This window comes from Methanofollis sp. UBA420 (genome assembly GCF_002498315.1).
GTDB lineage: Archaea > Halobacteriota > Methanomicrobia > Methanomicrobiales > Methanofollaceae > Methanofollis.
This window is the reverse complement of the sequence record NZ_DAGX01000005.1, coordinates 32,766-47,866: the sequence shown is the minus strand read 5'-3', so window position 1 is coordinate 47,866 and position 15,101 is coordinate 32,766. Positions and strand designations below refer to the sequence as shown.

General features: G+C 60.5%; 16 protein-coding genes. 8 read left to right on the top strand and 8 right to left on the bottom strand.

Annotated elements, in window-relative coordinates; genetic code table 11:
• The 7 genes from BP869_RS06430 to speD form a co-directional block, all read left to right on the top strand.
• A partial coding sequence (locus tag BP869_RS06430) for an MMPL family transporter (protein WP_342678000.1) occupies window positions 1–302 on the top strand: 302 nt, incomplete at its 5' end.
• 156 nt (window positions 303–458) lie between these two features.
• Window positions 459–881, top strand: coding sequence for a HAMP domain-containing protein (locus tag BP869_RS06425; RefSeq protein WP_067050068.1), 423 nt, complete (start codon window positions 459–461; stop codon window positions 879–881).
• 8 nt (window positions 882–889) lie between these two features.
• Window positions 890–1,054: a hypothetical protein gene (locus tag BP869_RS06420; protein ID WP_342677997.1), complete on the top strand. Its 165-nt coding sequence runs from the start codon at window positions 890–892 to the stop codon at window positions 1,052–1,054.
• Window positions 1,055–1,213: 159 nt separating this feature from the next.
• Window positions 1,214–1,420, top strand: a complete 207-nt coding sequence (locus tag BP869_RS06415) for a roadblock/LC7 domain-containing protein (RefSeq protein ID WP_067050072.1) — start codon at window positions 1,214–1,216, stop codon at window positions 1,418–1,420.
• Window positions 1,417–2,103: a roadblock/LC7 domain-containing protein gene (locus tag BP869_RS06410; RefSeq protein ID WP_342677993.1), complete on the top strand. Its 687-nt coding sequence runs from the start codon at window positions 1,417–1,419 to the stop codon at window positions 2,101–2,103. Before BP869_RS06415 ends, BP869_RS06410 begins: the two co-directional genes overlap by 4 nt.
• A 32-nt stretch (window positions 2,104–2,135) precedes the next feature.
• Window positions 2,136–4,973, top strand: coding sequence for a M1 family metallopeptidase (locus BP869_RS06405; protein ID WP_342677991.1), 2,838 nt, complete (start codon window positions 2,136–2,138; stop codon window positions 4,971–4,973).
• A 546-nt stretch (window positions 4,974–5,519) separates the two neighbouring features.
• Window positions 5,520–5,948: an S-adenosylmethionine decarboxylase gene (gene speD / locus BP869_RS06400; RefSeq protein WP_342679100.1), complete on the top strand. Its 429-nt coding sequence runs from the start codon at window positions 5,520–5,522 to the stop codon at window positions 5,946–5,948.
• Window positions 5,949–6,045: 97 nt separating this feature from the next.
• Here the strand turns inward: speD and BP869_RS06395 are convergent, their stop codons facing one another.
• Window positions 6,046–7,458, bottom strand: a complete 1,413-nt coding sequence (locus BP869_RS06395; protein WP_342677988.1) for an aldehyde dehydrogenase family protein — start codon at window positions 7,456–7,458, stop codon at window positions 6,046–6,048.
• A gap of 97 nt (window positions 7,459–7,555) precedes the next feature.
• On the opposite strand from BP869_RS06395, the gene BP869_RS06390 reads away from it, so the two are divergent.
• Window positions 7,556–8,269, top strand: coding sequence for a ribonuclease III family protein (locus BP869_RS06390; protein WP_342677986.1), 714 nt, complete (start codon window positions 7,556–7,558; stop codon window positions 8,267–8,269).
• A 222-nt stretch (window positions 8,270–8,491) separates the two neighbouring features.
• On the opposite strand, the gene BP869_RS06385 is transcribed toward BP869_RS06390, so the two are convergent.
• From BP869_RS06385 to BP869_RS06355, 7 genes are all read right to left on the bottom strand, one after another.
• Complete coding sequence (locus tag BP869_RS06385) at window positions 8,492–8,914, bottom strand: hypothetical protein (protein WP_342677984.1); 423 nt, start codon at window positions 8,912–8,914, stop codon at window positions 8,492–8,494.
• Window positions 8,911–9,996: an MFS transporter gene (locus tag BP869_RS06380; protein WP_342677982.1), complete on the bottom strand. Its 1,086-nt coding sequence runs from the start codon at window positions 9,994–9,996 to the stop codon at window positions 8,911–8,913. The genes BP869_RS06385 and BP869_RS06380 overlap by 4 nt, the downstream gene beginning before the upstream one ends.
• A gap of 7 nt (window positions 9,997–10,003) precedes the next feature.
• Window positions 10,004–11,896: a beta-CASP ribonuclease aCPSF1 gene (locus BP869_RS06375; RefSeq protein WP_342677980.1), complete on the bottom strand. Its 1,893-nt coding sequence runs from the start codon at window positions 11,894–11,896 to the stop codon at window positions 10,004–10,006.
• 20 nt (window positions 11,897–11,916) lie between these two features.
• A complete protein-coding gene (gene psmB / locus BP869_RS06370; protein ID WP_292408998.1) occupies window positions 11,917–12,561 on the bottom strand; it encodes an archaeal proteasome endopeptidase complex subunit beta in 645 nt (214 codons plus the stop codon).
• Between the two features lie 145 nt (window positions 12,562–12,706).
• Window positions 12,707–13,567 (bottom strand): CBS domain-containing protein, encoded by an 861-nt coding sequence (locus BP869_RS06365; RefSeq protein ID WP_292409000.1) that lies wholly within the window; start codon window positions 13,565–13,567, stop codon window positions 12,707–12,709.
• A gap of 14 nt (window positions 13,568–13,581) precedes the next feature.
• Entirely contained in the window at window positions 13,582–14,010 is a 429-nt protein-coding gene (locus BP869_RS06360; protein WP_292409002.1) for a universal stress protein, read from the bottom strand.
• 36 nt (window positions 14,011–14,046) lie between these two features.
• Window positions 14,047–15,090: an amidohydrolase family protein gene (locus tag BP869_RS06355; RefSeq protein WP_292409004.1), complete on the bottom strand. Its 1,044-nt coding sequence runs from the start codon at window positions 15,088–15,090 to the stop codon at window positions 14,047–14,049.
• Between the last annotated feature and the right edge of the window lie 11 nt (window positions 15,091–15,101).

Here is a 15,101-nt window from a genome sequence, read left to right as displayed (position 1 = left end):
AGTACACCATCCTGATCATGGAGAGATACTATGAGGAAAGGGAGAAGGGGAGAGAACTCTATGATGCGGTCCAGCAGAGCGTCTCCCAGATAGGGACGGCGATCACCGTCTCAGGCATGACCACGGTCTTCGGCTTCTCGGCGCTCATCCTCTCCAGCTTTAACATCATCCAGAACTTCGGCGTGGTCACCGTGATCACGGTGGGTTTCTCCCTGATTGGTGCGATCATCGTGATGCCTGCCGTGCTCTCCCTGATAGGGCGTTCGTCCCGTAATCCTGCATCTAAGGCCGAGAATGAGTAATCTCCCGTTTTCCTTTTTTCCTGAGCCGTATTTTTATCATTACGTCTTTTGATACCTGCTTAAGTCGAGCAAATACTTATTAATTTATAATTTGGTAAAAAATGCATCAAACCAAAAATCAAAATATTTAAATTTGGAGCACGTAAATATCTGAGTATGGAAGGTTCGATCAAGTCCGGCACGACGGGGCGGAGCATCACCCTCCAGATCCCGATCTTCTACAAACTCTTCGTGAGCATGCTCTTTGTGGCAGTGCTCCCGATCGCGCTCATCGGCCTCATTTCTATGGGCGACACCGAGGGTATCGTGGCAGCAATCGGCCTGCCTGCGACTGTCTTTCTCCTCACTCTCGTGACTCTCGGCCTTGTGGTGATGTGGAGTTTCTTCCTTGCAACAAGCATCACAAGTCCCATCACTCAGCTCTCCGAGGTGGCGAGGAGCGTCTCTATGGGCGACCTGCGGAACTCTGAGGTGAAGATCATGACCAACGACGAGATCGGCGAACTCGCCACCTCATTCAACAGGATGCTCAACTCGTACAAGATCCTTGACGCCCTCTCGCGTGAAGACGGCAAATGAGTGGGGTTATGCCGCTCTGCGACATCGTCGCTCTGGCGCCGAAGGAGAGATCCGGCTATTCTGCCGGGTTTCTCCTCGCGGCACGGGCCAGCGCCTGTGCCCGGGCGTTCGGTCAGACCCCCGACGAGGGGGTCGCCGGGCGGGTGAGGGAGAGGATCCTTTCCCCGGAATAATGAAGATGACTGGAGGGAGATACTCTGCTGATTAACTTTACCCTGAGCAAACTGCTCGTTGCCGGGGCCGTTGCCGCATGCGTCGCGGGGCCTGACGGCGAGATTCTCGGCGAGGCCGGGACTGCGGACTGGGAAACCGCGGCATCTCTTGTCCCCACGGTGCGGGACGTCTGGGAACGTCTCTCCGCGGGGATCGGTGCCGACGGCTACGAGGACGCAATGCTCGAAGCGGACGGGGGGAACATCCTTGCCACGCCTCTCGGGAACGGCCCTGTGCTGATGGTGCTCCTTGAGCCCGGTGCGAATGCCGGGCGTGTCAGGTATGAGATGAAGAAGAACCGCGACCTTATCGAATCTGTGCTATGACCAACAATCTGCCTGAAGGAACCAGCCTTGGAACGATGCAAGCCCCCCTGTCCTGGGTTTACTCCCATACGGTGCGTTTTCTCGGGGCGGTGAAGGTCGCCGTCAGGGACGGCAGGGGTTTTGTCCTGATCAGGAGGGGTGAGGCGGTCGCGTACTTCTTCAGATACGGTGGTATCACACTGAGAGGGAATGCGGCGCGTGAATACCTCTCCTCCATGGAGGTCCTCGAACTGACTCTCTGCAAGTACGACGACGAGGAGTTCGCCGCCGCCGTCGCCTGGTGTCAGGCAGAGGACGTGCCCGTCCACAACGAAGAGAAAGAGAATATTTCCGCTGGCCTTTCCCGGAGCGAGGCGGCCGGAGTGCCGGTTTCCTCCCCCCTCCCCCGGGAGGAGGACGGCGTCCGCCTGGTGGCACGGTGTACCGAGGAGGAGATGACCGTTCTTGCGGGGTCCTGCCCTGAAGGGCTTGCATGTGCCGATATTGCAGCCTCCCTCTGGGAGTCCGATTCCCTCCTCGGTTCCCTGGGCGCGGGGAGTCTCTCGTACTTCATCCTTGAGACGCCTGTCGGCCGTCTCTGTACTGTGCCTCATGGCGACAGTATCCTCTGCGTCCTGACAGATCGGGGAGTTCCCCTCGGCAAAGTCAGGTCCCTGGTGCAGGGCCTGCTGTCGGAACAGTAATCCCCTTTCCCGGCCCATCCTTTTTCGAGTCGATGACGCGTATTTTTACCTATTATCCTGAAGATTTCGGGGAACTGCCTGTCGAGGTCGTCCACATGGACCTCACCTTCTCTGTCTGTGACGATGTCACCGACGTCTCTTCGCGCCTGCATGTCCGGGTGCGCGACCGGCCGGTCAACCGTCTTGAACTGAATGTCCGCGACCTCGAAGTCGTGGCCGCCTCATGCGAGGAGGCCGCGGCCGGTATCACCTATGACCGGGACCGTCACTTCCTCGTCTTCTCCTTCGACGCCCCGGTCGGACCGGGCACCGACCTCCATCTCCTCACCAGGACACGCTGCAGGCCGTCACGGACGCTGCTTGAAGGCCTGTACTACGACGAGACTCCGGCAGGGGCGCCGCCGACCCAGATCACCCAGTGCCAGCAATGGGGTTTTCAGAGACTTGTCCCATGCTTCGACGACATGACGGCGAAGTGCACCTATACGACGACGATCATCGCCGACGAGCGCTACACAAATATCATCTCCAACGGGGACGTCCTATCCGGGAGGAAGCCGATGGGCGATGGCAGGAGCGTCATCACCTACGACAACACGACGACACCGATGGCGCCGTACCTCTTCTTCCTCGGTGTGGGGACGTACGCCACCTTTTCCCGCGAGTTCGAGTACCCGGACGGCCGGACCTTCGCCCTCGAACTGCTTGCACCGCCTGGCTCTGACCCGGCGGTCGCCAGGGCTTCCCTGGAGGCGCTTGCCGACGGCGTTCTCTGGGTCTATCTCTTCACCGGCCCCGACCAATACGGCCACACCGATCTCCGTGCCGATCTCTGGGCCCTCTGCCACGAACGCGACAGGGCGAAAGAGGACGGGGACGCCGGGCGGGTCTCGGCCCTCCGTGCCGACCTCGCCCGCAAGGTCCGGAAGATCAATCCGGGCTATGCCTACACCGGCACGGTCTACCGCGAGATCGGGATGCAGAACTCGGACTATGGCGGCATGGAGAATGTCGGCAACACCACGATCACGGCCAACAGGATCATGCCGTACAGGCGGATGACCGACCGGGCCTATGAGTACATGATCCGGGTGAAGGTCCACGAGTACTACCACAACCTGAACGGTTCCGAGGTCACCGGAAAGAGCCCCTTCGAACTCTGGCTCAACGAGGCGGTGACAGTCCACGTGGAGAACGCGCACTTCGCCTTCCTCTTCGGCGAAGACTATGCCCGTCTCCAGAGTGTCGTCGACCTCGTCGACCCGGAGACCGGGACTTTCGCCCTCGACGCCGGCGCGGCCTCCATGCCGATCGAGCCTGACGGGTTCAACGACCCGAACGAACTGATCAACGGCGTCACCTATGTCAAGGCCCCCGAGTTCGTCAGGATGATCGAGACTGTCATGGGGAGGGAGGCCTTTGCCCGGGGCCTCGACCTCTATCACCGGCGGTTTGCCCATGGCAACGCGTCGAGGCAGGACTGGCTTGATGCGATGGAGGAGGTGGCAGGAAGGAGTTTTGCACGCATGGCGCATCTCTGGCTGAAGCAGACAGGGTACCCGACGGTGCGGATGGTGCACTCCTATGACCCCACGTCTCGCACCTGCACCCTCACCCTCGATCAGGAGACACCCGCGGGTATGGAGCCCTGGGAGTTCCCCTGTGCGATCGCCCTGATGGACAGGGAGGGCCGCGAGGTCGCGGGGGCGACCCACCAGGTCACCGGACGCCACGAGGAGGTCGTCTTTACCGGCGTGGAAAGGCCGGCCTTTGTCGCGGCAAACCGCGGCTATTCATTCTACGGGAAACTGATTGACGATGCAACGCCGGAAGAACGTCATCTCCGGGCGCGGCACGACCCCGATATGATTGGAAGGTTCTGCGCTTTCCAGAACCTTGCAGAGGCCGAGATGATCAGACTCCTTGACGATCCCGATGCAGTCCCATCGCCTGCTTTCTCTGACCTCTATGCCGACCTCCTCTCCGATGACGCCCTGATGGCCGCGGTCGGCGGGGATTTTCTGACCATCTTCGAGTCGGTCGACGACCCCCGCTATGCCCACCGCTACACCGCACTGCACGAAGCACGGGACCGCCTCCAGAGGGACATCGCCTCCCGGTATGAAGAGGCCCTCCGTCTCCTGTACCTCCGGTACGCCGCGGCGCCTGCCGACCGGAGTCCGGCCGCGATCAAGGCGCGGCAGGTGAAGAATGTGGTCCTCGGCCTCCTCGCCTCCCTCGACACGCCCGCGGTGCACGCCCTGATCAGGGAGCAGTTTGAGAGGGCCTCCTGCACCACCGACCGTCTTGCTGCCTTTGCAGCCTATATGGACTCGTCGGCGCCCGACCGCATGGCCGTGCTCGATATCTTCGAGGAAGAATCCCGGGCCGACCTGGTCTCCTGGGAAATGTTCCTTGCCGTCGTCGCCGGCGTCACGGCGCCCGACTGTATCGACCTTGTGCGGCGGGTAGAGGCGTCGCCGTCCTTCAGGATCGAGCAGAGCAATGACCAGAGGGCGCTCTACGGGAGGTTCGTCCGCAACAGGATGGTCTCCCTGGAGACCCCGGCCGGGAGGGAGTATCTTGCCCGGGTGCTTGGACGTCTTGCCGGGATCAACGAGTACAACACGGTCAGCGCCCTGGATGTCTTCGGCGCCCTTGACAGGATGGGAGAGGAGCATCAGGCCCCCCTTGTCGCCGTCCTTCTCGGGGTCATGCGTTCGGTCGATCCTGCCGTCCGCCCGAGTGTCTATAACACCGTCCGCCGTCTTCTTGACGGTGCGCCGCGGGCCGTGGCGCGGTATGTGGCCGCGTTCGGTTCCGCCCCCGAACTGGATGCCTTGCCGCACCGGCAGGTGGCAAATGAATGATAATGTTCATCGATGAACACATTATTTTCCATTTATTTTTCATACTGAATTCACAGATATATGGACGTTTTTCCATTTGCCTGATATAATGGAGGAATGGCCATACTATCTCTGATTATTCTTTCTGGAAACTTAAAATTTCAAATTAAAACAGAATTGACTTGTTTTAGCCAAATTAAACCCTTCAAATCCTTTTTTCCATGAGTCTGATGGTGCCGAATGTAAATCTGGCCATTTATAGAGCGCAAAACCGATCGGGGCCACGGGCGTGCCCTGCTGTGTACGGGAGGATCAAACGCGGCGTAAATCCGGGGTAGATCGGTTTCGGCATAATATTGCCATCTATTCCAGAAATCCCTCATTATTGGTCATTAATTCTCATTTTATTCTCTAATCTGCCCGTTTTATCTCATTCCCTGTGGGGTATCTGGATAGATATTTTTAAATCTTCAATTGATGTTGTTATTACATCATAGCCTCCAGGGAACTCTCCCGGAGGGGATCGTGATGAATATGACCGCAACCGAGATTCACAACCAGAATGACATGCTCACCCTGAACGAGACCACGAACTACTGGGATACTCTCTCAGACGACGAGATCATCAAGAAGTTTAACGCTCAGGGATCCTGGGGTCTGTACACGAGTGTCGACCTGAAGAACTGCAACCCGGCCACCATCAGAGACGCCGACAAGATCAAGCAGTTCATCGTAGAACTCTGCGACCTCATCGACATGAAGCGTTTCGGCGAACCGACCGTCGTTCACTTCGGCCCGTGTGAGAAGGTCGCCGGCTATTCTATGATGCAGCTCATCGAGACCTCCCTTGTCTCCGGTCACTTTGCCAACGAGACCAACGCTGCCTATCTCGATATCTTCTCCTGCAAGGAATACGGCCCCAAGAAGATGGGCGAGTTCTGCAAGGCGTTCTTCGGCGCGGAGTCGATGACCACCCACGTGCTCTTCAGAGACTGAAGCGCACTATCTTCCCTATTTCCTTCATCTTCCCACAAACACACGATTCCTCCCGACCTGAATGGAGGGGAAGGTTTTCCGGCAGCGCCCTGCCCTTTTATGTTCTGACAAGGATCGATCTTTCCTCGGTGTACCTGTCCAGTGCGGCACGACCGTTTTCCCGCCCGATACCGCTCCACTTCGTCCCGCCGAAAGGAGCCTCAGGCGGGATCTTGAGGTGCTGGTTCACCCAGACGATGCCGGCTTCCAGGTCCCTGCAGCCCCGCTCGGCCCGCTCCAGGTTCTTTGTCCAGATCGATGCCCCGAGTCCGTACTTCGTGCTGTTCGCCTCCTGAAGCGCTTCGTCGAGACTCTCCACCTCGACGACCGGGAGGACGGGCCCGAAGACTTCCTCGCGGAGGGAGAGGGCGTCGGGTGCAAGGCCGGCGACCACAGTCGGTTCGAAGAAGAAACCCTTTCCCGGCGGCACCTTCCCCCCGGTGAGGATCCGGCCCTCGCCCTCGATCTCCTCGACCACCTGCCGCATCCGCTCCTGGCCGGGGGCATTGTTCAGCGGCCCCATCCTGACGCCGGCTTCCATCCCGTTCCCGACCCTGATCTCTTCTGTTTTCCTGGTGAGGAGGGCCCTGAACCGGTCGGCGACACTGGAGAAGACGAAGAGCCTCTTCACTGCCGTGCAGGTCTGCCCGCAGTTATAAAACCGGCCGGCGACCGCCCCTGCGACCGCTGCCTCAAGGTCGGCGTCGTCGCAGACGATCATCGGGTCGCTCCCGCCGAGTTCCAGGGTGACGTGCTTTATCGTCTGCGCGGCGGCCTCGGCCACGTGCCTGCCCGTGCCGATCTCCCCGGTGAAGGAGACCTTCCTGACATCGGGGTGGGTGACCAGCGCCTCGCCGAGGGTCTCCCCGGGACCGGTGACGATGTTGAGGGCCCCTGCCGGGAGACCTGCCCGGCAGAAGAGGTCGCCGATGGCGAGGGTCGTGAGAGGCGTGGTGCTGGCCGGTTTGAGCACGACGGTATTGCCGGCAAGGAGGGCAGGCCCGATCTTCCAGCCCGCGATGAGCACCGGCATGTTCCAGGGCACGATGCCGACGCAGATGCCGAGAGGCCTTTTTTCGACGATGATCCTACCGTACGCCTGTGTGTTCAGCGTCTCCCCCATGAGTGAGGAGGCAAGCCCGGCATAGTACTCCAGGATATGGGCGAAGCCTCGCACTTCGTCCTTCGCCTCGCGCAGGGGCTTGCCCTGTTCGGCGACAAGGGTCGTCGCCAGGGTGTCGACCTCGCCGCGCACCAGGTCCGCGGTACGATAGAGCACCTTCCCCCTGTCGAGGGAGGTCTGGCCTGCCCATCCGGCGAGCGCCTCCCCTGCGGCCTCGACGGCGGCGCCTCCGTCCTCAGGGCCGCCGAGGGGCACCCTCTCGATCGTTTCCCAGGTGGCGGGGTTCACGACGTCCATAGTCCTCTCTGATGACGCATCCACCCATGCGCCGCCGATAAGCATCTTCATAGTCACTGGAATCCTATTCTTTACAGAAGAATAGGTTTTTCCCTCCCGGCGGGTCGACCGCACCTGTACCCGTCGTCTTCTCCAGGGTGGTCTGCAGATGGAATGGACACGAAAACAGGACTTTCTCGCTTTTCTTGCACAACAACCGATCGGCATCACCGGAGTCACCGACGAGGCGCTTGCCTGCTACGACCGGGCCTTCACGCACCGCTCGTACGCCCACGAGCACCCCTGCGGCAAGCTGCCCTGCCCTGACTATGAACGCATCGAGTTCCTCGGCGACCGCATCCTCAACTTCATCGTGGCCGAGTACCTCTTCTCCACCTTCAACTGCTCCGAGGGCGCCCTCTCGAAGAGGATGGAGGCGGTGAAGAACGAGCACCTCGGCACGATCGTGCCCGGCACCGGCATAGGGCTTGAGAGGCTGATCCTCCTTGGAACGGGCCAGGCCCTCACGACGTCGATCATCGCCGACGTCTTCGAGGCCTTCATCTGCGCCCTGTACCTCCATGTCGGGCTGGACAGGACGCGGGAGGTCGTGCTCGGCCTTGTCGCCGACGACATCCTCCACTTCGATACCGGCGAGAACACCATCGGCAGACTCCAGGAACGCGTCCAGAAGGACCACGCCGGCGACCTGCCCGAGTACCATGTCCTCGACCGGCAGGGCCCTGACCATGCCCCGACCTTTGTCTGTGCGGTCACCGTCCCCGGTCTCTTCTCGGCCCCCGGTACCGGCAGGAGCAAGGCCGAAGCGAAGAGGGCTGCTGCTGCTGCTGCTCTGCAGGTCCTTGAGGAGAGAGAGGGGTAGGGGGTGCTCGGTTCCCGGGGTACGTTTGAAGTGATACTCCAAACCGCCGCCTTCCCCTAAACACTATGCCGGGGGAAGGATTAACCCTGCATATCGAAGATGACTGCCATCCACCCCCTATCGTAATGGTGGGGGGACCGGGGGGTGAAACCCCCCGGCACGTGCACTCACGATCAGAATTTTTACAGAACTTTTTCACACGCGATTTTTTTTCGGACTCTTTCACCCCATGACCTCGGGCTCCTCGAAGGTGTCGAGTTCGTCGAGGAAGGGCATCAGGCCGGTTACATAGGGCGTGCCCGCGATCTCCCCCACGGACACGACCTCGATCATGATCGGGAGTTCCTTGAGGCGTATGTCGAAGGAGTAGGGATCGTACTCGCGGGCAAATTTCAGGAAGTCGTCGACGGAGACGAAGGGCCGGTCGCTCTCGGGCACGCCCGCGTACTCCTTTTCGTCCGCCGCAAGGTCCCCTGCCTGTGCCATCTCCTCCTCGAAATACACGACGGCACGGAAACCGTATCTGCGGCTGAGACGCTGGAGCTCGAGGATGTCGACCTGTGCTTCCGGTGAGATTCCGATGGACGCAAACTTCTCGTCGACACCGGACCCCTCCAGGTTTTCAAATGCATTCTTTTCTGTCATGGTAATCTCCGGTTCACTGCGATTGATGCCGGGCACCGGCACCGCCCGATGGTGACGGCCATCACGGCCGAAAGGATGGCGGTGACAGCAAATGCCATCATAAATCCATTTGTTTCCGCGACCACTCCCGCCATAAAGGGGAGGAGGGTCATCCCCGCATAACTCGACGCATTGAAGAGGCCCATCACCGCCCCCTGTCTCGCCTGGTCTGCTGCAAGGTAATTGATCTGGGCGATCATCACCACGCCGGCGATCCCGCCGACGAGCACGAACGCGAGCGGGGTGAGATAGGAGAAGGCGACCGCCGCGGCCATCACCACGGCCGACGCTCGTATCGTCGGGATCGGTGCCAGGTGGGCCCGTGACGCCGCGATGGAGGCGATGATCGTCGCCACGTTCATCATTCCTAACTGCAGGCTCAGGGTTGCCGGCGTCTCGCCGGTGAAGTCCGGATAGATCGCCGTCACCGCCCCTGTCGCGCCGACAAGGACGATTGCCGAGACATACAGCCAGAAATAGTTCTTTCCGATCCCGATGAGCCCGCCATTTCTCCCTTCGGGAGCGTTCGCCTCTGCCATCAGGGCCGAAAGCACGAGCGGCACCACCGTCGCCGCGGTGAAGACCGCAACCCCGCCCATGATCCCTGCCACGTCGCTGAGAAAGCCTGCCCCGAGAAGGCCGGAGACCAGACCGACATTCAGGGCGGCGATGAAGTTGCCGCTCATATGCTCGTGGTCTGGCTGGAGGTTGATCCAGGACATCGCCGCGGGCACGAAGAGACCTGCACCGATCCCCTCGATGCCCCGTGCTGCAAGGAGGACCAGAGGGTCGGGGAAGGCAAAGATCGCCGCGCCGCTCGCGAGTGTCAGGACAAGGCCGGCCCGTATCAGGGGTACCCGGCCCACCCTGTCGGAGAGGACTCCTGCCGGCAGAACCGTGAGAAAAGCCCCGAGGAAATATGCGGAAAAAAGGGCGCCCTGCAAGGCCGGCCCATCGGCGAGGGCCGGCAGCACGGGCACGATCGCGTTCGAAAGCGCCATCACGGCAAAGACGCCGAGCAGGAGGGGGAGGCGCTGCTTCATGCTGTCTTTATACCATGCGGTAGGTTTCGAGGTTCAGGGGCGAACGCGTCTCGATGTGGAAACGCTTGTAGATCGAGCTTGCAAGGTCGATGGTGCTCCCCTCGTCCCCGTGGATCGTGAAGATCTTCTCGGGCCGCGGCTGGAGGTGCTGGATGAACCCCATCAACTGCTTCCGGTCGGAGTGCCCGGAGAACCCGTCCACCGTGTCGATATCGAGCTTGAGGACCATCGTCTCGCGGTTGCCGATCGGGATCTCCCGCCAGCCCTTCTGGAGGCGCCGCCCGAAGGTGCCGTCGGCCTGATACCCAACGAAGACGAGGGTATTCCTCTCGTCGGGTGCGAGGGCGTAGAGATACTCCATCACAGGGCCGCCATTGAGCATACCGCTCGTCGTGACGATGACGCAGGGGTCGCCGCCGATGACCTTCTCCCGCAGGTCGGACGAGTCCACCTGGATGAAGCAGTCGGAGAGGAAGGGGTTCATGCCGTCCCGGAAGATCTGGTTGCGGAGATCGGCGTTGAGGTATTCGGGATAGGTCGTGTGGATCGCCGTCGCCTCCTTGATCATGCCGTCCAGGTAGACCTTCACCTTCGGGATCTTCTCCTTCCTCATCCCCTCTTCGAGGGCGAGCATGACCTCCTGCGACCTGCCGACAGCGAAGGCCGGGATGACTACCTTGCCGCCGCGTTCGATCGTCCTGGTGACGATCTCGTAGAGCTTGGCCTCGGCTACTTCACGCGGCGGCTGGAAATCGTTCGCCCCGCCGTAGGTGCTCTCCATGAAGAGCGCCTCAAGGCGGGGAAAGGTCGATACCGCCGGGGAGAAGAGCCGCGTCTTCTGGTAGTTGAAGTCCCCGGTAAACGCAATGTTGTAGAGACCTTCACCGATATGGAAGTGCGCGATGGCCGACCCGAGGATATGCCCCGCGTTATGGAAGGTGAGCTTGACGTCGGGGGCGATATCGGTCACGCTGCCGTAGTTGAGGGTGATGGAGTGCTTCATGTAGGTCCGCACCTCGTTTGAGGTGTAGGGGATCTTATCCGTCTCCTTCCGGACGACGTCAAGGTAGTCGAGCTGAAGCATCGTCGAGAGGTCTCTCGTCGGCGGGGTCGAGTAGACCGGCCCTTCGTAGCCGTACTTGAAGAGAAGGGGAACGAGAGCGCAGTGGTCGAGGTGCGCATGGGTGAGCACCACCGCATCGAGCGAGTCGAGCGGATAAATCTCGGGCACGTAGAGGTACGGCGTCCCGTTCTGGGCGCTGCCCGGCTTCTCCCCGCAGTCCACCAGGATCTTGCTCTCCGGCGTCGAGACCAGGAACGCAGCACGGCCGACCTCACGGCAGCATCCGAGCGTGGTGACCCGCAGCCACTGGTCTTTGCTCGTGACCTCCCGGTGGATGCGGCGGCCGATCGCTCGCAGGAACGCCTTGCGTTCGTCCTTCACCGACCGGAGGTAGGTGCGGATCTGCTTCACCGTCGAACTCTCGATGGGCGGTGTCCGGACAACCTTCGGCGTCCAGCCGATCTGCTTTGTGATCTCCCGGAGCGTAATGCCGTTCTTGCCGATGACGACGCCGGGCTTCTCCGCCTCGATCAGGACTTCGCCGGTCTCCGGGTCGAAGAAGAGATCGGAGATCCCCGCACTCTCCGGCACCACGGCCCGGATCTCCTGAGCCGCCCGTTCCGGGTCCTCAAGGATATTCGGGCGCACGACGATGCGCTTCCGGAGGTCGCGCGCCAGTACTTTTATCAGGTCCGCCTGATCGGCAAACAGTTTCGGATCATCGGTATAAATGACAAGTTCAGGCCCCTCAAACTCGACGTCCGAAATTGCAATCCCACTGGGAACAATCTTCTCGATCTGCTCCTTAAGGTCCCGGAGTTTCTCATCAATAACCATTAAAATCGTCCTAAAAAATGTCAGGATGTCGAGTGGGCCGCAGACGGCCTCTGCAACCCGCTCTCTATGTGTTCTTCGTATTTCTCCTTCGTTATCACGACCACCATGATGTTCTCGCCGGATGCAGCGTCACGGCGCATCGCCGAGCTGACGGCGCGGACGGCGAGGTCCTTTGCCTCGTCCTCCTTCATGTCGGGGCGATACTGGTCCTCGAGCACACCGTAGGCATAGGGAGATCCCGAGCCGGTAGCGACGATATCCTCTTCCTTCGTCGCTCCGCCCATGGCATCGACGGAGTAGACGCTCGGTCCTTCATCGTCGAACCCGCCCATCAGGAGCTGGACGTAATACGGGTAGTAGCGGTTCTGATTCAGGTAATTCGAGAGCAGGGTCGATGCCGCACCGACGGACATGGTCTTGCCGCGGCGCATCTCAAAGAGGTTGCACTCGACCTGCAGTATCCGAACGAGTTGCTGCGCGTCACCGACGCCGCCGGCGGTGGTGAGGCCAATCCTCGGCGTGATCTGATAGATCTTCTTGGCCCGCTTGCTCGCGATCATGGTTCCCATCGTTGCCCGCATCTCTGTCGCAAGGACAACGCCGCCGTCGAAGATCAGTCCTACCGTGGTTGTGCCTGTCATTATCTGTTGGGAAATATCAGCCATTGAAGCACCCCTAAAATCATTAAAACACTTTATCTCGCTCAAAAGCGGTTAAGCGTATAGTGATATCATAAAACATAAATTTATCGTCGTACCGACTTTTGGGCACGACTTGATAGTCATCCATATACTATATGAATGTTGCCCCTTAACTCTTTCGCAGACCCTGCGGGTCCGGCAGCAGGACTTTGATCAACTCCCGATCGAAGAGCATGGCAATGAGCCGCTTGTTCCCGTTGACCACCGGGAGTTGATCGACCCGGGACCGCCTCATCTTCAGCGCACACTCGCTGACCTCGGCGTTCAAAGGAACTGCGAGAACGTTCCGGACCATCGCGTTCTTCACGGGGATCGGGAGGAGCTGGATCCGGGAGATCCCGTAACTGATGGTGTGCATATCCCGGATGCTCTCCCAGGTCCACTCGTCATCGTCCGTGCCGTTTGAGAAGTCGCTGACCTCGACGCCGTCCTCAATGCGCGAGTGCCTGATGAGGTCCCGCTCCGATATGATGCCGGTGAGCGTGCCGTCCTCCATCAGAACGGGGATGGCGTCGTAGCCGGAGATCTCAAGGACTCTCCCCACCAGCGAGAGGGGCGTCTCTTCCCAGAGGGCATAGGTCTTGCTGACGTAGTTGTCCTTGATGAGGGTGGTGAGGCGCATCTGGGCGATGGCGCCGATAAGGTCGGCCACGCTGATGAGCCCGATCATCGACCCGTTTTCCATGACGGGCAGCCTCCTGATGTTATGCCGCACCATCAACTGGGCCGCCTCCGAGATGGGAGCGTCCGGCCTGATGACGACCGGGTTCGGCGTCATCAAAAGCCCGAGCTGGGTCTCTTCCGCCTTGCGGAGAAGGTCCTTACGCGTGATGATGCCGACAAGCTCTCCGTTCTTCAAGACCGGCACACCACTTATACCCGTGCGCTTTAAGATGCGCAGAACGTCGTCCCTGTTGCCGGGGATCTCAACGCAGACGACGTCGGTTACCATAAAGTCCCGGACGAACATCTGCTGAGAAGCGGCTATGATCTCACCACCGTGGTCGTAATAGAACTGTTCCGCACGACGTAATCGGTCACGCTGCCGAGGAGGAGGCGGTCGACACCGCTCTTGCCGTAAGACCCGAGCATGATGAGATCGACTCCCAGTTCTTTGGCGAGGGCGACGATCTGAGACCCCGCATGCCCCTGCCCGAGGTGCGTGGTCAGCGAAACGCCTGCTGCATCCGCCTTCTTTCGAGCTGCTTCAAGAACCTCCTTGCCTTCCTTCTGCAAAACACTGTACATGACTTCGAGTGTGTTGTCCATAGGAAGGGACGAAAAGAGTCCGGATTCGACCACATAAACAACATGAACTTCGGCGTTCCAGACGCCGGCCTCGCCGATAGCCTCCTCTAAAGCCCGGTTAGCCGGCTCTGAACCGTCTATAGCAACAAGTATCTTACGGAACATACACACCACGCAGAACAGATACTTCTTATCTGTTTTCTATTGCGTGGTTAAAACTGTTTGGTCGACGAATGAAGAATCCAGCCGCTTTACAACGGTTGCCCGGATGTCTTTACTGAAGGAGAGATTACCTTTCTCCGGGTTTAAGACCAGCAGATGTGCTTCCTGCCCCTCTTCGAGGTATCCCGGTCTTCCGGCGAGTCCGGCCCCCGAGACCGCAGCGCGCAGGACGTCGGCAGGGGGCGCGCGGTAGACGGTCGCGGTGAAGGCCATCTCCTGGAAGAGGTCCGGCTGGACGAACATAACGTTGTCCGTCCCGAGATAGAACCTGCCGCCGAGTTCGAGGATGCGCGCAATCGGCGGGTGCGCCGGGGACGCCGCGACGCCGAGCAACCAGTTCGACCGCGGGCAGACGGCGACGGGGATATCCATATCGACGATCCGCCGGAGCTGCGCGTCCGTCGCGTGGGTGCAATGGACGAGCAGGTCTGGCTCAAACGTGAGCGCTTCATCGATATCGTCCGGGTTCTTCTCCCCGGCGTGGAAGGCGACGAGCCTCCCCGCGGCCCGCGCGCCTCTGACGACCTCTTCGGCGTTCGCCACGTCGTGGGCGCTGCTGATGCCCGCCCCGTCGCTCACCTCCTCGCCGCCTTCGCGGCCGAGGATGACGGGCAGGCAGTCGAGTCCGGCGGCCGCCTCGCGGAGCGCCGCCACACCTGCAGCCCCTCCTTCCCTGAAGTCGGCAAACCCGGCTGTTCCGGTCGCGATCATCGCGACGATGCTTGACCGCATCCCCCTGACGAGGTCGGCCCGCGGAGTTGCCGCAAGGACCCTGTGTTTTAACCCGTTCGGGGGTTTGACGAGGTCCGCAAGGCTGCCCCGGACAGGGAGGTCCATCGCGACGGTGTCGCCGAGGTGGGTATGGGCGTTAAAGAAGGCGGGCACGATCCAGCGGTTCGGTCTCCGGGGAGCGGGCTCTATCGAGGTGATAACCCCCCCCGAAACGACAATGCTGACGTCCTCTTCCCTGAGGTCTTCGCCGAGAAGCGCCCGGCCGGTGACGACATACGATGCGGCTTGCATTTGGTTGGACC